The organism is Tistrella arctica (assembly GCF_039630945.1).
GTDB classification, from domain to species: Bacteria; Pseudomonadota; Alphaproteobacteria; order Tistrellales; family Tistrellaceae; genus Tistrella; species Tistrella bauzanensis.
Genome location: NZ_JBBKTV010000008.1, coordinates 331,612 through 350,269, shown reverse-complemented (window position 1 = coordinate 350,269; position 18,658 = coordinate 331,612). Strand labels below are relative to the sequence as shown.

16 protein-coding genes are annotated in these 18,658 nt (G+C 66.7%); 4 read left to right on the top strand and 12 right to left on the bottom strand.

All coding sequences use genetic code 11. The features are described from left to right. Positions 1-16 precede the first annotated feature (16 nt). The 8 genes from bcsA to WG924_RS19880 form a co-directional block, all read right to left on the bottom strand. Positions 17-2,347 (bottom strand): UDP-forming cellulose synthase catalytic subunit, encoded by a 2,331-nt coding sequence (gene bcsA / locus WG924_RS19915; RefSeq protein ID WP_345934840.1) that lies wholly within the window; start codon positions 2,345-2,347, stop codon positions 17-19. A gap of 313 nt (positions 2,348-2,660) precedes the next feature. Further along, on the bottom strand, positions 2,661-3,884 hold the full coding sequence (gene fliB / locus WG924_RS19910; RefSeq protein ID WP_345934839.1) for a flagellin lysine-N-methylase: 1,224 nt from the start codon (positions 3,882-3,884) through the stop codon (positions 2,661-2,663). Positions 3,885-3,920: 36 nt separating this feature from the next. Further along, entirely contained in the window at positions 3,921-4,379 is a 459-nt protein-coding gene (locus WG924_RS19905; RefSeq protein WP_188574339.1) for a flagellar assembly protein FliW, read from the bottom strand. 198 nt (positions 4,380-4,577) lie between these two features. Next, positions 4,578-5,480, bottom strand: a complete 903-nt coding sequence (locus WG924_RS19900) for a flagellin (RefSeq protein WP_345934838.1) — start codon at positions 5,478-5,480, stop codon at positions 4,578-4,580. Between the two features lie 85 nt (positions 5,481-5,565). Continuing rightward, positions 5,566-7,377, bottom strand: coding sequence for a flagellar hook-associated protein FlgK (gene flgK, locus WG924_RS19895; RefSeq protein ID WP_345934837.1), 1,812 nt, complete (start codon positions 7,375-7,377; stop codon positions 5,566-5,568). Between the two features lie 60 nt (positions 7,378-7,437). Further along, the gene (locus tag WG924_RS19890; RefSeq protein WP_345934836.1) at positions 7,438-7,962 is read right to left on the bottom strand and encodes a hypothetical protein; all 525 of its coding nucleotides are present in this window, start codon (positions 7,960-7,962) and stop codon (positions 7,438-7,440) included. A 52-nt stretch (positions 7,963-8,014) separates the two neighbouring features. Next, positions 8,015-8,398, bottom strand: a complete 384-nt coding sequence (locus tag WG924_RS19885; protein WP_345934835.1) for a hypothetical protein — start codon at positions 8,396-8,398, stop codon at positions 8,015-8,017. Positions 8,399-8,411: 13 nt separating this feature from the next. Beyond that, positions 8,412-9,578 (bottom strand): flagellar basal body P-ring protein FlgI, encoded by a 1,167-nt coding sequence (locus WG924_RS19880; RefSeq protein WP_372045102.1) that lies wholly within the window; start codon positions 9,576-9,578, stop codon positions 8,412-8,414. A 209-nt stretch (positions 9,579-9,787) separates the two neighbouring features. On the opposite strand from WG924_RS19880, the gene WG924_RS19875 reads away from it, so the two are divergent. The 3 genes from WG924_RS19875 (at position 9,788) to WG924_RS19865 (ending at position 14,018) form a co-directional block, all read left to right on the top strand. Beyond that, entirely contained in the window at positions 9,788-10,414 is a 627-nt protein-coding gene (locus WG924_RS19875; protein ID WP_345934834.1) for a flagellar assembly protein FliX, read from the top strand. A gap of 122 nt (positions 10,415-10,536) precedes the next feature. Next, positions 10,537-10,953: an RNA polymerase-binding protein DksA gene (dksA, locus tag WG924_RS19870; RefSeq protein ID WP_188574322.1), complete on the top strand. Its 417-nt coding sequence runs from the start codon at positions 10,537-10,539 to the stop codon at positions 10,951-10,953. A gap of 140 nt (positions 10,954-11,093) precedes the next feature. Beyond that, positions 11,094-14,018, top strand: a complete 2,925-nt coding sequence (locus WG924_RS19865; protein WP_345934833.1) for a PAS domain-containing sensor histidine kinase — start codon at positions 11,094-11,096, stop codon at positions 14,016-14,018. Between the two features lie 117 nt (positions 14,019-14,135). Here the strand turns inward: WG924_RS19865 and flgH are convergent, their stop codons facing one another. The 4 genes from flgH to flgF all read right to left on the bottom strand — a co-directional run bounded on the left by flgH (position 14,136) and on the right by flgF (position 17,637). Then, a complete protein-coding gene (gene flgH, locus WG924_RS19860; protein ID WP_372045103.1) occupies positions 14,136-14,963 on the bottom strand; it encodes a flagellar basal body L-ring protein FlgH in 828 nt (275 codons plus the stop codon). Between the two features lie 41 nt (positions 14,964-15,004). Further along, positions 15,005-15,997, bottom strand: coding sequence for a flagellar basal body P-ring formation chaperone FlgA (gene flgA / locus WG924_RS19855; protein ID WP_345934832.1), 993 nt, complete (start codon positions 15,995-15,997; stop codon positions 15,005-15,007). Between the two features lie 96 nt (positions 15,998-16,093). Continuing rightward, entirely contained in the window at positions 16,094-16,879 is a 786-nt protein-coding gene (flgG, locus tag WG924_RS19850; protein WP_188574317.1) for a flagellar basal-body rod protein FlgG, read from the bottom strand. A gap of 38 nt (positions 16,880-16,917) precedes the next feature. Then, the gene (gene flgF, locus WG924_RS19845) at positions 16,918-17,637 is read right to left on the bottom strand and encodes a flagellar basal-body rod protein FlgF (protein WP_345934831.1); all 720 of its coding nucleotides are present in this window, start codon (positions 17,635-17,637) and stop codon (positions 16,918-16,920) included. Between the two features lie 432 nt (positions 17,638-18,069). Between flgF and WG924_RS19840 the strand changes: the two genes are divergently transcribed. Next, positions 18,070-18,627, top strand: coding sequence for a flagellar basal body-associated FliL family protein (locus WG924_RS19840; protein ID WP_345934830.1), 558 nt, complete (start codon positions 18,070-18,072; stop codon positions 18,625-18,627). Positions 18,628-18,658 lie beyond the last annotated feature (31 nt).

Genomic DNA, 18,658 nt, shown 5'->3' with positions numbered 1-18,658 from the left:
GTCTGTCCGCTCCCGGTCAGCTGCGGCGCGGCGCAAGGCCGTCGCTGTTCCAGGTGAGTGGGGGGGTGAAGTGGCCGTCGGGCGGCGTGCCCGCCGCACCGGCCGCACCATCGGTGCCCGCCGGTGCGGCCGGTGCGGGGGCCGGCGACCTGCGACCCCCGCCCAGCAGGAACCCGGCCGATTTGAAGCCATAGCCCAGGCTGAGGCCGAGAAAATGGGTCAGGCCGCGCAGAATGCCCGGGCGCCGGTGCCGTCGCGCCAACAATTCGGACCAGAGGGCGCTGGAACCATAGACCAGATCGACGACGGCTTCCTTCTCGGTCTCGGTCGTGGCGGCGAATCGCAGGCCGATCTGGATATTGCCGTCGTCATCGGGCCGGCCATACCGCATCTCGACCGGTACGGCACGCGCCTCGGCGGCGCTCGGATGGGTGGGGGCGATCAGATCGTCGACCAGCAGATGGGCCACCCGGCCCGAGACGCGCCCGCCGGGCACCAGCTTGGCCGGCAGGGCAAGGCGCGCGCCACCTTGCGAGACATCGAGCAGGGCGCCGTCATAGATCACGCCGTCGATGCGGATGCGCGCGGGCCGGCGCACGACGGCGCGTGGGGCGCTGCGGTGCTGGGCGTGCTCGCACACCACGCCCAGAGCGGCAAGTGCCAGAAGCATGTTGAACAGGTTCCAGAACCCCACGACCAGCACGACATCGCGGGTCGACGGTTCCATCACATAGCGCCAGACCGTTGCCGCCACGCCCAGCAACAACAGGCCGACGACAACCAGCAACGGACGTGCAAGCGGCGAGACGTGATCATGGGCCAGGGTTGCGCCCTTGGCTGTCACCTTGAAGGTGGGTTTGCGCGGGTTGACGATCGTGGTGACAATCGCGACCGAGGTGTGGAGGGATTGGCTGAGTTCGTAGAGTTCCGAGATCAACGGCCATCGGAACCGCCCGTTCAGCGCATTCTGGATCACAAGCGATGCTGCCAGATAGGTGAGGGTGTAGGCCACGAACTCGGCCGCCGTGGCGCGATAGATCTCCAGACCGAAATACAGATAGAACAGGGGCGCGATCAGGAACATCAGACGCGAGAACGGGAACAGCCAGAACATGCTGCTGGCCAGATAGCTCAACCGCTGTCCCAGCTTCAGCCCCCGCTTGATCAGCGGGTTCTTCATGATGAAGATCTGGGTCATGCCCTGCGCCCAGCGGGAGCGCTGGCCGATGAAGGCCGCGAAGCTCTCCGGCTGAAGGCCGGCGATCAGCGGCTTGCCGTAATAGACGCTGTTATAGCCGCGGGCATGCAGGTCGAGCGCCGTTTCGGCGTCCTCGGTGACCGATGATCCGCTGAAGCCGCCGATTTCCTCAAGACAGGCGCGCCGCAGCAATGCCGCCGAGCCGCAGAAGAAGGCGGCGTTCCAGCGGTCGAGGCCGCGCTGGATCATGCCATAGAACATTTCGTTCTCGCTCGGCATCCGCTCGAAGGTGCCGAGATTGCGTTCAAGCGGATCGGGACTGAGAAAGAAATGCGGCGTCTGCACCAGAAACAGCTTCGGATCCTTCAGGAAGAACCCGGCCGTCGCCATCAGGAAGTCGCGGGTCGGCACATGATCGGCGTCGAATACGGCGATCAGGTCCCCCTGACTGTGGCGCAGCGCCGCGTTCAGATTGCCGGCCTTGGCATGAGCGTTGTTCTCACGCGTCAGATAACGCACGCCCAGGCGTGAACACATCGCCTGAAGACGCTCATGCCGTTCACGGGCGCGCATGGCTTCCTGCGGGTCTGCCGAATGCCGCTTGGCATCCGTGCCGCCATCGTCCAGCAGGTAGACCGTCACCCGCTCGGCCGGATACCACATCCGCCTGGCGCCGATCAGCGTGGTTTCGATCAGCGCGTCATCCTCGTTATAACTGGGCACGAAGACGTCGATCGAGGGCAGGTCTTCCGCCGCCTCGGGCAGGGGCGGGCTCTTACGGGTGACGGGGTCGATCACCACGAAATTGTTCACGAAGAACATCACGATGGCATAGATCTCGGCACCATACAGAACGATGCCGGGTATGAAGGCCAGCAGATCATCGGTGGGCGGCAGGGTCGACAGGGTCCGCCACGCCAGATAGCGCGCGACCACAAAGGCCCCGATCATCACCAGAATGGTGCGGCGTATGCTGCCATCCTCATGCGACCGGCGGCCTTTCAGCAGCGTCATCGCCACCAGCAGCATGGCCATCAGCACGATCTGCGCCGGCAGACTCACGGGTTGCGCGGCCGCTGCCAGCAAGGCGACAACCGACACGCACCACAGGATGATGAGCGCCAGACGCCCCAGTCTTCGTGCCATCATGAGATCCGTATTCCGTGCTGACCATGAGAGGGCGAGGGTCCGGCAAGTGCCGACCGCGCCGTTCAGGTCCACAATTCAAGACGTCAAAAAGATAAAATACCAGCAAAATCCATAGAAATATGAACACCTGTTGGCTGCATGACAGGTGCCTGTCGCATATCGGTGCGCCACGTCGTCCGGCATGCAATCAGGACGGGTCGAGTGTGCCGGCAAATAGATGAGGAAGGGTTAATGGCGTGGGGCATCAGAGGCTTGCGCAGACAGTCTTTCTGCACATGGCCCGATCGTTCTGCATCATGCCTTATGTGTGCGATCAGCCGGCCCGCGACGGCCCCACCAGCCCGTGCAGCCGCGCGGCGGTGGTCCAGCCGCATTCGGTGGCGAGGCCGTCGAGCAGCGCCGGGCGGCTGAGATGGTCGAGCAGACGGGAAAACACGGCCGCGTCGGCAATGAAAAGGTCGCGTGCCGTATGGGACGTCTGCAGCCCCTCTGCCACACCGAGGGCAGCCATCCGCGCGACCAGCCGCGCCACCGCGAAGCCGATGGCCAGCCGCAGACCGGGCAGAGCCTCCGGGGTGGTGGTCGGCAACGGCGCCGCCGTCGGTGAATGCGGCGACGCGGCGAGTTGATGATCGATCCAGGCCGAGAGTGCCGCATCCAGCCCGGTGCCGGCCGCGTGAACATCCCACGCCGTGTCGCGTGCCCGGGCCAGAGCCTCGGGGTCGGCATCCGGCCGGCCGGTCAGGTCCAGGGTCGCGCGATCCAGCGTCAGCCCAAGCGCTGCTTCCAGCCGCTGCATGGCCTGATCCAGCGCCGGTCGCCTGTGGCCGCCGGTGGCGTGCAGAACCGCACCCAATGTCAGCAGCAGCCGCGGTTCATCGAGCGGATCGGTGGCGGGCGCCGGCAACCGGTCGTGAATGCCGCGTCCCAGAGCCGTGGCCGCGGCCGGCCGATCCGGCATCGGAAACCGGGCAATCGACCCGGCCAGGGCAAGCACCGCCCGCATCCGGTCGGATGCCGGCCGGCCGGGCAGCAACGCGCAGAAGGTGGCGGTGATACCGTCCTCGCCGGCGCGCACACCGGTCCGGCCGGCGCCGGATCCGGCCGCCACGGCCAGCCGCACCACTTCAGGGCAGCCCAACTGGGCGATCTTGCGCCGAACGCCGTCGATATCCGTCGTCACACGTCGCGGAAACGCAGCACAGGCCTTCGACAGCATCTCGTGGCCATGGCTGCGGTGGATGGCACACCAGCCCTGGTCGAGTTTCACACAGGCACCGGTCGATGGCGCACGCGCCATCACCCGCCCGGCATCGGCATCGACCATGGTCATCGCCGACTGTTCGGCCGCCGTGAACACGCCCTGCCAGCGGGCCAGCGTCGCATCGTCCACCTGCATCGACCAGCCGGCACAACAGGTGTCGGAACAGGCCGCGCCGATGCAGGCGAAATCGTCGAGAACCGGCTGGACGCGGATCGCGCCCTCGTCGGCACCGGTTTCGTCCGGCGTTGCGTCCCCGTCTTGCGTTGGGGTCATCGTGCGGCGTGTCTCCTGCGGCGTGCCGGCGACGGCTCAGCCCGCGATCAGCGGCTGCCGGATCGGGTATTTCGGGTTGTGCAGCACATGCTGCCAGGCGCGGCGCGCCTCGACATCCACCAGGATGGGCGCGCGGCGGTTGATGGTCAGCAGCACCCCGCCGTCGACGCGATGGCTGGCCACCACCAGCAGCACGGCGGCGTTGTCGCGCGCGATGCCGAAATGGGTGAGGGCATCTTCCAGATCCTCAGGGTCGATGGCATCGGTCTTCACCGGCACCGGCAGCACCAGCATCGATACCCGCGGGTCATCGATCGAGACCAGGATCTTCAGATGGTCGATGCGCTCATCGGCGACCTCGGCCAGCACGAAGCGGCCACGACCGCCCAGGCCGACCAGGCCGCGAGGGACATCAATCGCCAGGGCGGGATCGATGGCGATCGGGCCGAAACGGGTTTCAAGAACGGTCGGGGTATCGGCAACGGGGTCGGACATGTCGGGTGACATCCGGATAACAGGGGTGACGGTGGCCAGCATGACATGCTTTCCTTCGCTTGAGCAGCCCCCGTCTGGGGATTGGGGGCTGGCGATGCAGATGACCGGCGGCGGGGCCGCCATGGCGGTACAGGTTCGCGCGCCGGCCGCGGCATGAGGGGGATCGGGACGGCCGGGTGCTGGATGGTGTCGGCGGGATCACTTCAGATAGTCGGCGAGCGACATCCGGTTGACCTGCGACACCATCATGTATGAGGCGTCGAGCAGGGTCTGTTCCGACGCCATCCGGATGGCGGCCGAGGGGATGTCGGTGTTCTCGATCGACGCGATGGCTTCATTCTGAACGACCAGACGGTCTTCGTGCGACGCCATGGTCTTGTCCAGCCGGGCCTGATTGGCGCCGACCTCGGCGCGATAATCGGCGAGTTTGCCGATGGCGTCGTTGACCATCGTCAATGCGCTTTCGGCGGTGGCGGTGGAGCCGATGTCGGCCGCGTGGATGGCGGCCTTCAGCGATCCGATCAGATCCTGAAAGGCCTGGCGGTCGGCGGTCATGCCATAGGTCATCTCCATCGCGTCATCCAGCCGCGCGGAGAGGGCGATGTCGTCGCCAGTATAATAGGTGTCTTCCGCGACGCCGAAGGTCAGCGGATCGGGCACCGGATTGGTCACGGGGGCTGTGTCGGTCCGCGAGCCGCTGAACAGAAAGCGTCCGTCCTCGGACACGTTCAGCGCGCTGATCACGGTCTGAAGCATGCCTTCGGCCTGCTCCTTCAACGGCACCGCGTCTTTCAGACCGTCACTGGTCGCCTGCATCAGGGTGGTGCGCAGGCTGCTGGCCACGTCCGACATCGTCTCAAGGCTCTGGTCGACCAGGGTCAGGCGGCGGTCGACGCTCGTGACGTTGCCCAGATAGTTGTCGATGCGGGTCGCTTCCGCCCGCAGACCCAGCGTGCGCTCGGCGTCACCGGCGATGCCGGCGAAGTTCTGTGCGACCTTGCCGCTGGAGATCTGGGTGTTGGTGTCATAGACCCGCCGCTGGATGTCGAGCATCGAGTCGAGGCTGCGGGTCTGTTGGGAGAACGTCGTGACGCGCATCATGGCCTGAACCTGTTCTGAAGCGTGAACCAGCGGTGACGGAAATCAGGAGATCCGCGGAAGGCGGGATGCTTAAGGATGGTCAGCATCAGTTGCCCACCATGTTCAGCAGCTCGTCGAACATCTGCTTGGCGGTGGTGAGCACGCGGGCGGATGCGGTGTAGGCATTCTGATACAGGATCAGCGCGCTCATCTCCTCGTCGACGCTGACACCGGCGACCGAGGCATCGCGAAACGCCAGATCGTCTTTCAGGATCCCGCTGTCCTCGGCCCGCGCCGATGCTTCGGCCGCGACCGAGGCGATATTGGTGATGATCTCGCGGCTGTATTCCGCCAGGCTGTAGCTTCCGGGCGACAGCGAGCCGATGCCCGGCATCGCGGCTGCGGTGTTGACCGCCTCGGCCAACGCCATCCCGTTGCGGTTGTCGCCGGCGGTGATCGCGACATCGCCCGCGGCGGCGGCCGTCGACTTCAACAGGCCGGTCGAGACCCGCTGAGGGTCGGCAAGGATGTCGGCCTTGACCGCGACCGTGGCGGCGCTGCCGCCGGTGAACAGGTTGTTCAGGCCCAGATGATGCGACAGCCCGCGCACGGCACCATCGCTGCCGGTGACCTGGCTGGTGCCTTCCGACATGGCGATACCGGTTCCGGCGCCGGTCGTCGTCAGGGTGAACTTGCCGTCGACGATGGCGGCGGTCATGTGGCCGCCAAGCGGGCTTGCGTTGATCGCATCGCGCAGGTCGCCGACGGTGGCGATGGTCGACAGATCGATGTCCAGCGGTGCCGCCAGCAGGGTACCGTCGCTCGCCACGGCGGCGATCCGCATGGTGCCGGTCGCCGCAAGTGCCGTGGTGCCGGTGACGTCGGTGCTGCCGGTCAGCGTCGATGGCGGCGGAAAGCTGGTGCCCTGGTTGTGGACGGCGTTCATCCGCTCCACCAGCGCATCGGCCACGGCGTCCAGTTGACCGGTCAGGGCCGCCAGATCCTTGTCGCGGGCCTGAAGCAGCCCGGCAAGCTCGCCGCCCTGGACGTTGGACGTGACCGTGCTGCTGGTGCCGCCCGATACCAGAACATCGCCGTCGTTCTGCTGGGCCAGCGTCTTGGGGTCGACCGCAACCACCTTGATCGGGCCGAACACGGTGTCGAGCGAGGCCTGTGCCGCGGGCGTATAGGTCAGCTGGCGCAGGCTTTCGTCCAGCAGGGTCTGACCGGAGCCGGAGTAGATCGAGATCTTGCCGTTCTGAGACGGCATGACCTCGATATCCATCTGCTCGGACAGGCGGCCCAGCGCCATGTCGCGGCGATCTTCCAGTTCGGAGACCGGCTCGCCAAAGGCATTGCCACGCTGGATCTGGACGTTCAGGTCATAGATCTCGCGCAGCGCATTGTTGATCGTGGTGACCGAATTGCCGATATCGCTGTCGGTGTTGGCCCGCAGGCGGCCCACCTGCTCGACATTGGCGTTCAGCCGCTCGGTCAGGCCCTTGGCGGCGGTGATCAGATTGTAGCGTTCGCTGCCGGCTTCGGGCGCGTTGGCGACCGCTTCGAGCTGGGTCAGGAATTCGTCGATATCGGCTGCCAGCGAATTATTGCCGCCGACCTTGCCGAACACGCGCTGGGCGCTGTCGAGCACACTGGCCCGGGCGCTGTCGCGGGATTCGTCCGAGGTGGCGCGGCGCAATTCGCTGCGCAGATACTGATCGACCGCCCGGGTGACGTCGGTGACCGCCACACCGCTGCCGGTGCTGCCGGTGATGACCGATTCCTGCGAGACGATCTTGCGCGAATAGCCGGGGGTGTTGGCGTTGGCCACGTTCTGTGACGTCACCGACAGCCCGGCCTGAGCGGCGTTCAGGCCGCTGACCGCGTTTCGGAAGGCTGTGTCGAGTGAGAGCGTCATGGCGGGCGGCTCCGGCGGCTTCTGGAATCAGGTCGGACTGACGGGCGGGATGCAGAATGGTCAGGCCTGGGTGTTGACGCTGATCGACCCGGCGCGGACCGACCCGGCGCGGCCGGCCGAACAGGTGCGGCCGTTGGCGCCATAGACTGTGGCGGGTGCCTGGGCGCGGACGATGGCGTTGCGCACGGCACCCAGGATCCGCTCGTTCAGCGACCGGGCGGCGCCGATGCGGCGCAGATTGTCTTTCACCGCCTCGGCGAAACGGGGGGCGAGAGCGCCCAGGCGGTCGAAGCCGGTGGCGCCGCGTACCAGCGCCTGATCATGCCGGCCCAGCAGCGCATACAGCTGTTCATAGCCCCGGCTGAGGCGCTGTTTGTCGGCCTGAAGCGCGCGCATGGTCGGGATGTCCTTGACCGTGAGTGCTGCGGTTTCCCGCTCCAGAACGTCGGTCAGCTCGTCCACCACGCGGACCAGATCGGCGACCAGGCCGTCGATCTCGGCATTGCGGGGCCGGTCCTGGGTCAGAACGGCCGCGGCGGGGCCGGCATCGGTGCCGGTGGCATGGGCTTGAGCGGAAGCGGTCATGGCGGCGGGCCTTTCGGAGGACGGTGCCGGTGCGTGGGCGGGCGCGATCGGATCAGGACTGGGCGGACTGGATGCGGATCAACTGGTCGAGAACATCGGCCGACAGCCCGATGCCGCCGGCCTGGGCCATGGTGGCGCCGACCTTTTCGGCCATCATCGACTTCTGGAAGTCTTCGGCCGCCTTGGCGCCGGCGCCCTGGTTCATGCCCGGCATCAATTCCACGCTGTCGAGCATGGTCGCCACCAGACGTGACAGGAAAACGCCTTCCAGTTCCTCGGTCTTCTCGCGTGCGGTGTCGACGTCGAAGCTGCGGGCGGTGGCGAGGCTGTGCAGCCGGCCCTGTTCCGGCTTGCCGGCGGCATCGAGATTGCTGGCGGTCGAGGCCGAGGAGGGCAGGCGCGGCGCGGCGAGGCTGGTGCTGAGGATGGACGACATCGGCTTTATATCCTCACATCACTTCGATTTCGGCCTGAAGGGCGCCGGCGGCCTTGATGGCCTGCAGGATCGAGATCATGTCCCGGGGCGTGATGCCCAGCATGTTCAGGCCATCGACCAGTTCCTGCAGGCTGACGCCTTTGGGCAGCACCGCGAGCTTGCGGTCCTTGTCCTCGTCGATTTCGATGGTCGTGCGGGGCACCACCGCGGTCTGGCCCTGCGAGAACGGTCCCGGCTGCGACACCTGCGGCGTCTCGGTGATCCGGATGGTCAGGTTGCCCTGTGCGATGGCGACGGTATCGATGCGGACATTCTCGCCCATCACGATGATGCCGCTGTTCTCGTCGATCACCACCTTGGCGACCTGATCGGGCTGAACGCGAAGCTGCTCGATCTCGGTCATCAGGCCGGCGACATCGCCGCGCCACTGGGCCGGCACCGCCACCCGCACGCTGGCAGGGTCGGTCGCCTTCGAGATTTCGGCGCCCATGAAGGCATTGATCGCACCCGAGACGCGCTGGGCGGTGGTGAAGTCGGGGTTGCGCAGCGCGATGGTGACGCTGTCCAGATTGTCGAAGGCGAACGGAACCTCGCGCTCGACGATCGCGCCGCTGGCGATCCGGCCGACGGTGGGCACGCCCCGGGTGATCGATGCGCCCTGGCCCTGGGCCGAAAATCCGCCGATCGCCACCTGCCCCTGAGCGACACTGTAGATCTCGCCATCGGCGCCGAGCAGCGGCGTGACCAGCAGGGTGCCGCCCAGCAGCGATTCCGAATCGCCGATCGCCGAGACCCGGACGTCGACCCGGCTGCCCTGACGCGAGAAGGGCGGCAGGTTCGCGGTAACCATCACGGCCGCGACATTGTCTGTGCGCAGACGGCTGCCGCGGCTGTTGACGCCCAGGCGTTCCAGCATCGCAACCAGGCTCTGTTCGGTGAAGGGCGCGTTGTTCAGGCTGTCGCCGGTGCCGTTCAGCCCCACGACCAGGCCGTATCCGACCAGAAGGTTGTCGCGAACGCCTTCGATATCGGCGATATCCTTGATCCGCGACTGGGCGGCGGCCGGACCGTGCGGCAGCAGGCAGGCGGCGACGGCCATCACCGCCGCCGCGAATGCCACGCGGATCGCGCCGGAAGCACGACGCGGGCGGGCGGAGAAGGTGTTGAGGGACGTGACCATCGGCGATACGGCTCCGGTTCGGGGGCAGCGGCTTCGCTCAACCTTTATGCCAGAACCGTGCCACGAACCAACTTGATGGCGGAGCAAGGCCAAGTCGATGGCAGCGCAAGGCTTTTGTCGGCCCGCCTGCCCGGGCCGATCGCTGCCGCGACGCCATCGCGGCAAGCGCTGCCGCGCGGGCGGCAGAAACTGCCGGGTGCGGCCGTCGGATGGCCGGCAATACCGGCACGAACGCGGCCGGCGCCAAGAGGGGCCTTGGAACCTCGCCCGAAGGCGCCGATATACAGATGCAGGTGCGGGTTGTTATAAACGGCACATGCAGCCCGCGGCCGCGATGGGCCGGACCGGTTTCGTCACCGGCACCGCATCCATGCACGCCGCTTCTGCCACTGGAGGCTGACGAGGCAATGAAGGTTACAGGCGTCGGTACGGGCGCGCCCGCATCCAAGAGCCGACGGAGCAGCAGTCGGACGACCAGTTCGGATGATTTCGCGAGCCGGGTCGACGATGGCGGGGACGCACGCGCAGCCGCCGGTCCGGCAAAAGCCGGCCCGCTGACGGCAATGGACGCGCTTCTGGCGCTGCAGGGGGTGCCCGGCGGCGCCGAGCAGGAAGAGCGTGCCGCAACCGAGCGCGGCGGCCGTATGCTTGATATATTGGACGAGATCAAGCTTGGTCTTCTGGATGGCCGGGTGCCGCATGCGGCGCTGGGCCAGCTTCGCGATCTGGTCGCCGCGGAGCGTGGACGGGTCTCCGATCCGCAGCTCGCCGAGGTTTTGGCAGAGATCGACGTTCGTGCTGCCGTGGAGCTTGCGAAACTCGATCGTATCGGGTAACTACAGGCCCGACCGGACGGGCCGCCGTGTTCCCCCGCGGGCCGGCCGCCAACCGGAGCGCGAGCGACCGTCTGCCCGCAGCGCGCCTTGTGGGTGGATGGCCTCTCTGAGGGGAGACCAGGATGGCTGTTACGCTGCCGCCCGACTATTTGCCGTCCGAAGAAGAGCCGTTCATGAATGATCGGCAGGTGGAGTTTTTCCGTCGACGCCTGATGGCGTGGCGGGAAGATATCCTCCGGGAATCTTCGGAAACACTGCGCAACCTGCAGGAAGACAGCCTGCAGGAGCCAGACATCACAGATCGTGCCTCCGCCGAGGCCGACTGGTCGATCCATCTGCGCACACGCGATCGTCAGCGTAAGCTGATATCCAAGATCGACGCGGCGCTGAAGCGGATCGAAGACGGATCCTATGGCTATTGCGAGGAAACGAGCGAGCCGATCAGCCTGAAACGGTTGATCGCACGGCCGATCGCGACCCTCAGCATCGATGCCCAGGAACGTCACGAACGGCGCGAAAGAAGCTATCGCGACGATTGATCACGACATGATCCTGCCGCTTGATGATCGGGTACTGGCCGGTCGCCGGGCGTGATGCCATAGTCATATGACGACAGGAGCGGCTGGGCGTGAGCCCGGCCGTTTTCCTGCCTCATCTGGCGGTCAATGGATGATCACGCATGGCCGAGGGCAAGGAGACCGCGACAACCAGCGGTGTCTCGGACGATCTGTCGAACACCGATCGACGTCAGGAACGGCGTCGGGACGGACAGGTCCGGAAGGGGCGGGTCCGAGACGATGGGCTGGCACCCGATCGCCTTGTCCGACGCTCCCGCGAGGGGGCGTGGATCGGGGTGATCGCGGTTGTCGGGATCGTTCTGTCGATCGGCGCGTGGTCGATCACCCGCCATGACCGGATATTGTCGCAACGCCAGGCTTTCTCGGAAGCGGCATCGGCGACCGCGGCGGCAATGGCGATCGACATCGATCGCCATATCGGTGCCGCACTCGATCTCGCGGCCCTGTTCGCATCGTCCAACCGGGTCGAGGATCGGGAATTCGAGCGCTTCGTGACCTCGTTCCGCCGGCGCGCGCCCGCCCTGTCGATGATGGCATGGTACAGCGACGGCGCCGGGGAGGCGGCGGGCGGGCCCTTACGGCTGCCTGATCAGGTGGCCCTTGGCGCGACGCGGCTGCGTCTTGTCAACGCCTCGGGTGATGCGGATGGCGCGGATGAGATCCTGCCGGCGGACCCTGGATATCTGGCGATGCTGGTCGAGCGGGCGTTGTTTTCAGGCGCGCTGGCCGTGGAGCCGGTGGGGCATGCGGACCCGACTGCGCCGGTGACCGGTCTGGTTTTCGCGCTGCCTTTGCGCGCCGAGAACCGGCCCGACGGCATCGACATCGTGATCGGCGTGATCGATGCCGGCGTGCTGGTGGCGGATGTGCGCCAGCGGATCACGATGGCGTCCTCCGACCGGCTGAGTCTGCGGCCGGTTCCGGAACCGGCCGATCCCCGCCCGATCGGATCTGCGGCGCCGGCGGCAGGGGTCCAGGTTCTTCGGATGATCGACCAGATGCCGACCGGTGCCGATCCCCAAGCCTGGGTGCGGACCCGCAACCTCGCGATCGGCGATCGTCTGTTCAAGATCAAGGTGGCGGCCGGTGCCGATGCGCCCGGACGCTGGATCATCGAGATGCCGGCGCTCGCGGTTCTTCTGGCGGGGCTGGGGTTCACCGCCGTCGTGGCGATCCTGCTGTTCCGTGCCCGGCGCCGGGCACGGCTGCTGGAGAACCTGCGCGCCGATAATCTGGAGAGCCTGGACCAGCTTGAGCGCGAGGTCGGTGCCCGCCGCGACACCGAATATCAGTTGGTCGACATGGTCAATCGGCTGGGCGCCAGCGAGCGGGGCTTCCGATCGACCTTCGATCTGGCGGCGGTGGGTATCGCGCACCTGACCACGGAAGGCGTGATCGAGCGGGCCAACAGCCGCTTCGCGCGCATTCTCGGCACCGACAACAGCGCCATCGTCGACGCGTCGATCATGGATTTCGTTCACCCGGAGGGCAGGGCCACCTGGACCGACGAGTTCCGTGCCCTGGTCGGCGGCGCGGCCGGGGTGATGTCGACCGAACAGCGGTTCATCACCCGCGCCGGGATCAGCATCTGGCTCAGGATCACCGCCAATCTGGCCGATGACGGCACCGGTGGCCGGGTGATCATGGTGATCGACGACGTTACCGAGCATACGGTGATGATGCGGCGGCTCAGCCTCAGCGAACGCAGCCTGGCCTCGGCCCAGCGTGTGGCCGGGCTCGGCATCGTGGAGTGGGATCCGCAGACGAATGCGGTCTGGTGGTCGGCCGAGACCTATCGGTTGTTCGCCCGGCCGCCGACCGCCGGGCCGTTGCCCTTCGAAGCCATGGCCGAATATGTGGTGGCCGAGGATATGGCCCTGCTGGACCGGGCGATCGCCCACACCGTCGAGACCGGCAAGCCGCTGCGGATGGATCTGCGGATCCGCCAACTGGGCGAGGAGCCGCGCTGGCTGCGCGTCGAGGGCGCGATGGAAAGCGACGGCCGCCGGCGTGTGCTGCTGGCGGCTCTGCTGGATGCGACCGCCGATCGGATCGCCGCCAACACCCTGCGCCGGGCGAAGGAGCAGGCCGAGGCTGCGAACGAGGCCAAGTCGATCTTCCTGGCCAATATGAGCCATGAACTCCGCACGCCTTTGAACGCGGTGATCGGCTTTGCCGAAGCCATGCTTGGCGGCCTGGGCGGCCTGCCCAATGACCGGCACCGGCTGTATCTCACCGATATCCAGTCGGCTGGCCGTCATCTTCTGGCCGTGATCGGGAGCATTCTTGACCTGTCGAAGATCGAGGCAGGCAAGGCACGACTCGACGAGGCCCATGCCGATCTGGGGGCGATCGCCCGCGAAGCGGCACGGCTGGTGACGCCGCAGGCCGAACACCGCGATATCGGCATCGTGCTCGACATTCCCGAACCGGCGCCGATGGTGATCGCCGACCGGCTGAAACTGCGGCAACTGGTGCTGAACCTGATCTCCAACGCGGTGAAGTTCAGCGACCCCGGTGGTGTGGTCACTGTCGGCGTGCGCCGGCGGCCGGAAGGCGGGGTGGTGATCGAGGTGGTCGATGACGGCATTGGCATGGAGCCGGACCAGATCGCGACGGCCCTGCTGCCATTCGAACAACTGGCCAGCGCCCATGGCCGCGGGGGGGGCACCGGTCTGGGCCTGCCGCTTGCCCGGGCGATCGCCGATCTGCATGGCGGCCGGCTGGATATCGACAGCCGGCCCGGCATCGGCACGCGGGTGGGCGTGTCACTGCCTTTGGACCGTGTGCTGGCTCTGGACGGCGATGTCGAGCCGCCGGCGCGCACGCCTGGTGTCGTGCCGGCGGATGCAGCCGTCGCGGCGGCCGTGGATGGCACGGGATCGGCGACGGGGCCGGCGCTCGACCGCACGGGCGATCGGCGCCGCACGACACCGACCGTGCCGCCCCGTGCCACACAGCGCCTGTTCGACGACGAGGACGGCCCCGACAGTAGCCCGCCGGGGCCGCCGCGACGTCTGCATTGATCGGTCTGCGGTATCCCGGTGGCCGGCTTCGGTGCCGGCCGCCGGAGAAGGGTGGGGCCAGAACGGGAAGGGTGGGGCCAGAACGGGAAGGGTGGGGCCAGAACGGGAAGGGTGGGGTCAGAACGGCAGGATGATGTCCATCACCTGGCTGCCATAGCGCGGCTGCTGGAAATCGGTGATCTGGCCGCGGCCGCCATAGGCGATCCGGGCTTCGGCGATCTTGTCATGCGGCACGCTGTTGTCGCCGGCGATGTCCTCGGGCCGGATCACGCCCGCGACCAGAATTTCGCGCACCTCGTAATTGACCCGCATCTCCTGGCGGCCATTGATCACCATATTGCCGTTGGGCAGGATCTGGGTCACCACGGCTGCGATCGACACGGTCACCGCCTCGGTCCGCTGCACGCCGCCCTGGCCGACATTGCTGGTGGCCGAGCCCAGATCGACCAGGCTGCCCGGATCGATCGGTTCGGCCAGCACCTTGCCTAGCTGGTTCTCCAGCCCGAAGAAGCCGTCCAGCCCGATCGACTCGCTGTTCTGGCGCGACCGGTTGGTGCGGTTGTTCAACTGGGCGCGATCATTGATGGTGACCTTCACGGTCAGAATATCGCCAACCTGCTTGGCACGCTGATCGTCGAAGAAAGCGCGGGCACCTGCGCGCCACAGCGAGGCCGGGGCGCGGGTTTCCGAGCGCACCGGCGGCATCGGCATCGACACCGGCTTGTAATCGGGCGACTCGACCGGGTTGTTGATCGCCGACAGGTCGGGCGCCTTGCCGATATTGGCCAGCCGGTCGCCGGCGCCGCAGGCGGCCAGGCTGATGGCCATGCCGATCACGGCCGCATGGCCCAGCGCCTTGCGGGCGCGCCGTGCGCCAGCCCGAGCCGGGGGTGCCGAAGGGGAAGAAGCGGGCCGGGTGCTGCTGGATGCGGGGCGAGCCGTCATTGTCGTTGCGTCCTCAAATGCGGCGGATTCCGGGGCTTTGGTCAGTTGCGGGCGATGCTGGGGCCGGCATCGCCGACCTCCACCGTTCCGTCGGGGGCGACCACGCCATAAACCGTGTTGCGGCTGCGGGCATTCAGCACCCGGACCGTCTCGCCGTCACCGGCCGAGTCCAGGGCCTCGCCCTGCGCGGTCAGAACCAGTCCGCCGCGCCGGAAGATCATCGTTACCATAGCACCCTTGCGGATCACCTCGGGCGTGCCGACATCGCGTGCCATCAGCGGCCGGCCGGGATAGCCCGGGCGACGCAGGGCCTGCCCGATCAGCTGGTTGGGGTCCGTGACCTGCTGGTTGTTGAGCCGGCGGCGTTCGACCGAGATCAGGTCGATGTCGTTGGGCCCGATCACGCTGCCGCTGGCCAGCCGCTCGCGCAGCACCGGCACGTCGACCACAGCGGTCGCACGACCGGCACAGACCACCACCAGCGGTGCCAGCCCATCGCCCTGATCGACCTCGATGCGGGCCGAAAAGCGTTCGGTGCGGCTGTCGTGGATGAAGTCCACCACCCGCGGCCGCGGCATCACCGTCTCGGCCACCACGATTTCCGGGGCGCGGCCGGTATAGTCCAGGCGGAAGCTGGTGGAGTTGCCCGTGCCCGGCGCGCGTTCCAGCGCGTCGATGATCAGGGCGTCGATCTGTTCACGCGGCACCCGCACGCCACGGCGCGACACCACGACCTCCTCGACACCGGTCGAGGGCTGCCAGGCAATTTCTGCCCGGCGGGCCATGCCGTCCAGCTGACGGGCATTGATGGTCATGGTCTCGCCCGGTGCCGGGGCCGGGAAGGCGATCAGTGCCGCCGTGTCGGCGGGCAGGCCGTTGAACAGATCGCCGAGCGTGACCTGGGCGGCGCCGACGTCGGACGATGCGCGCAGGACGACACCGGCCATGGCAGGGACCACGGCAACACCGGCGAGCAGCAGGCCCAGCGTGGCCGCGCGAAGATGACGGGTGAGGCGGATCGGACGGCGGGTCATGGGCTTGCGGCTCCGGATGACGAAGGATCTGGCAGGTGGGCTCAGGGATGGCCGGCTCAGGAATGGCCAGGCGCAGGGATGGGTGGCGGCAGGCGATCAGCGAAGCTGGGTGACGGTCGAGTACATCTCGTCCGAGGCGGTGATGACCTTGGAATTCATCTCATAGGCGCGCTGGGCGGTGATCAGGTTGGTGATTTCCTTCACCGGATCGACGTTCGAGCGCTCGACATAACCCTGCAGCAAGGTGCCGTAACCGGCGGTGCCGGGCACCGCGTTTGCCGGTTCGCCCGAAGACGGGGTCTGTGCGAACAGGTTGTTGCCCAGCGCTTCCATGCCGCCTTCGTTCGGAAAGATGGTCAGTTCCAACTGACCCACATTCTGCGGGTCGACCTGGCCGGCCAGCTTCACCTGGACTTCGCCGGTGGGGTTGATGGAAATCTCGGTGGCTTCCGCCGGCACGACGATCTGGGGCTGAACGGTGAAGCCGTCGGCGGTGACGATGGTGCCCTGCGGCGACAGTTGGAACGTGCCGGCACGGGTATAGGCGTCGTCGCCATTGGGCAGTGCCACCCGGAAATAGCCGTCGCCCTGGATCGCCAGATCAAGCGGGTTGTCGGTCACCTCCAGCGGTCCCTGCAGGGTGATGCGATAGACCGAGGCGGTGCGGACGCCCAGCCCGATCTGAACGCCCGAGGGCACGATGGTGCCGACATCCGACGAGGCCGAGCCGATACGACGCTGGTTCTGATAGAGCAGATCCTGGAATTCGGGGCGGCGGACCTTGTAGCCGGCGGTGTTCATGTTCGCGATATTGTTCGCGATGACGTCGACATTGGTCTGCTGGGCAACCATGCCAGTGGCGGCAATGCTAAGCGATCTCATCCGGGTGGCCTCTCTGTCTCTGCTGGTCTAGAGCCGGCTCATGCCTGGCGGAGAATGCGCTCGACGGCGCGACGCTGGTTTTCATGTTCGGTGTCGATGACCTTCTGCGCCGATTCGAACGCGCGCAGCAGAGACATCATCCGGGTCATCTCGACCACCGGCTGGACGTTCGATCCTTCAACCATGCCCTGCACCAGCTTCGGCTCCTCGACCTCCTGGGGCTGGGCATCGGTCGCATACAGTCCGGACTGGGTCTTGCGAAGCTGGAAATCGCTGTCGAAGCGCATCAGCGCGATCTGGGCGAGGGGGCCCGCATCGGTCGCGACCGTGCCATCGGTGCCGACCTGGATCGGTCCCTGATTGAGCGGCACCACGATGGTTCCGCCACCCGCCGCCATCACCGGATCGCCGGTGGTGGTGATCAGCCGGCCGTCCGCGTCGGTGGTGAATTTGCCGTTGCGGGTGTAGCGGGGACCGAACGGGGTCTCGACCTGGAAATAGCCGTCGCCGTCGATCATGACGTCGAGCGGTGCCCCGGTCTCGATCGGCCGGCCCTGCGCCAGATTGCGGACCACGGCGACGTCCCGGGCGAAATGGGTCTGGGGGGCGTTGTCGGGGTCGTGCAGGAAGTCGGTGAACATCATCCGCTCGCCGCGATAGGCGGTGGTTTCGGCATTGGCGATGTTGTTGGCCACCAACTCCAGTTCGCGGGCCATCGTCATCTGACGTGACAGGGCGATATAGCTGGTGTTCTGCATGGGGATGAGGCCTCGAACACGGTGTCATGCCGACTGGCGGCGGGTCGCTTCCCTCTATGCAGACCTCGTGCCAACAGGATATATCATTGAATAATAACGAAATTTTGCTGGGCGCAGGGCCGGTTGCCGTGGCCGCCCGGCAATGCCGGCCGGGCCGGGGCGGTCGGCCGGGCACCGGATCGGAAAAAATTGCCGGTCCTGGGTGCAGTGCAAGAGCTTGTTAACCGTGTTGCGATTAGGGTACGGCTGATCGGGTATGACATCTGCACGCCCGGCAGGTTCCGGTACCGGGCCGATACGGCAGGGGTTGCAGCCCTCATCTGAATGGACGATGTCCTTTAAGGTGAGGAGGCAGGCAGCCCGCGGAACGGGTCCACCGGACGAGCAGGCCTGCAGATCACATGTACTGGCAGACAGCGGGAACGGAAAACCATGGCAGACGAAGCACTCGGCGTGGACGGCGCTGAAAACGGTGGCAAGAAGAAGGGCGGCATGAAGCTGATCCTTCTGATTGTGCTGCCGTTGCTGCTGATCGGCGGCGGCGGGGCTGCGGCTTTCCTGACCGGCATGATCGGTGGCGGCGAGGAGCATGCCGAGGGAGAGGCCGCCGCCGGTGGCGGCCACGGCGCCGGCGGTCATGGCGGCGGGGCCGCACCGGCCGCAGCAAAGGCCCGCGACCCGCTGACGGCGGTCTATTTCGATCTGCCCGAAATGTTGGTAAATCTGAACACCGGTGGCAAGCGGGTCAGCTTTCTGAAGCTGAAGGTATCGCTGGAGCTTCAGAAGCAGGAAGATGTGGCCCTGATCGAGAAGGTGATGCCGCGCATCGTCGACAGCTTCCAGGTCTATCTGCGCGAGATGCGGGTGGAGGATCTGAGCGGATCTGCCGGCATTTATCGCTTGCGGGAGGAATTGCTGGACCGCGTGAATGTCGCGGCACAGCCCGTTGCGGTCAACGACGTGTTGTTCCGCGAAATGCTCGTCCAGTAAATCCGGACGGGGCGCCGGTGACGGCACCTCA

Bases quoted from the DNA above. Each gene is read 5' to 3' on its own strand.
- bcsA (WP_345934840.1), bottom strand. From the start codon at position 2,347: ATGATGGCACGAAGACTGGGGCGTCTGGCGCTCATCATCCTGTGGTGC.
- fliB (WP_345934839.1), bottom strand. From the start codon at position 3,884: ATGACCCCAACGCAAGACGGGGACGCAACGCCGGACGAAACCGGTGCC.
- WG924_RS19905 (WP_188574339.1), bottom strand. From the start codon at position 4,379: ATGTCCGACCCCGTTGCCGATACCCCGACCGTTCTTGAAACCCGTTTC.
- WG924_RS19900 (WP_345934838.1), bottom strand. From the start codon at position 5,480: ATGATGCGCGTCACGACGTTCTCCCAACAGACCCGCAGCCTCGACTCG.
- flgK (WP_345934837.1), bottom strand. From the start codon at position 7,377: ATGACGCTCTCACTCGACACAGCCTTCCGAAACGCGGTCAGCGGCCTG.
- WG924_RS19890 (WP_345934836.1), bottom strand. From the start codon at position 7,962: ATGACCGCTTCCGCTCAAGCCCATGCCACCGGCACCGATGCCGGCCCC.
- WG924_RS19885 (WP_345934835.1), bottom strand. From the start codon at position 8,398: ATGTCGTCCATCCTCAGCACCAGCCTCGCCGCGCCGCGCCTGCCCTCC.
- WG924_RS19880 (WP_372045102.1), bottom strand. From the start codon at position 9,578: ATGGTCACGTCCCTCAACACCTTCTCCGCCCGCCCGCGTCGTGCTTCC.
- WG924_RS19875 (WP_345934834.1), top strand. From the start codon at position 9,788: ATGGCCGGCAATACCGGCACGAACGCGGCCGGCGCCAAGAGGGGCCTT.
- dksA (WP_188574322.1), top strand. From the start codon at position 10,537: ATGGCTGTTACGCTGCCGCCCGACTATTTGCCGTCCGAAGAAGAGCCG.
- WG924_RS19865 (WP_345934833.1), top strand. From the start codon at position 11,094: ATGGCCGAGGGCAAGGAGACCGCGACAACCAGCGGTGTCTCGGACGAT.
- flgH (WP_372045103.1), bottom strand. From the start codon at position 14,963: ATGACGGCTCGCCCCGCATCCAGCAGCACCCGGCCCGCTTCTTCCCCT.
- flgA (WP_345934832.1), bottom strand. From the start codon at position 15,997: ATGACCCGCCGTCCGATCCGCCTCACCCGTCATCTTCGCGCGGCCACG.
- flgG (WP_188574317.1), bottom strand. From the start codon at position 16,879: ATGAGATCGCTTAGCATTGCCGCCACTGGCATGGTTGCCCAGCAGACC.
- flgF (WP_345934831.1), bottom strand. From the start codon at position 17,637: ATGCAGAACACCAGCTATATCGCCCTGTCACGTCAGATGACGATGGCC.
- WG924_RS19840 (WP_345934830.1), top strand. From the start codon at position 18,070: ATGGCAGACGAAGCACTCGGCGTGGACGGCGCTGAAAACGGTGGCAAG.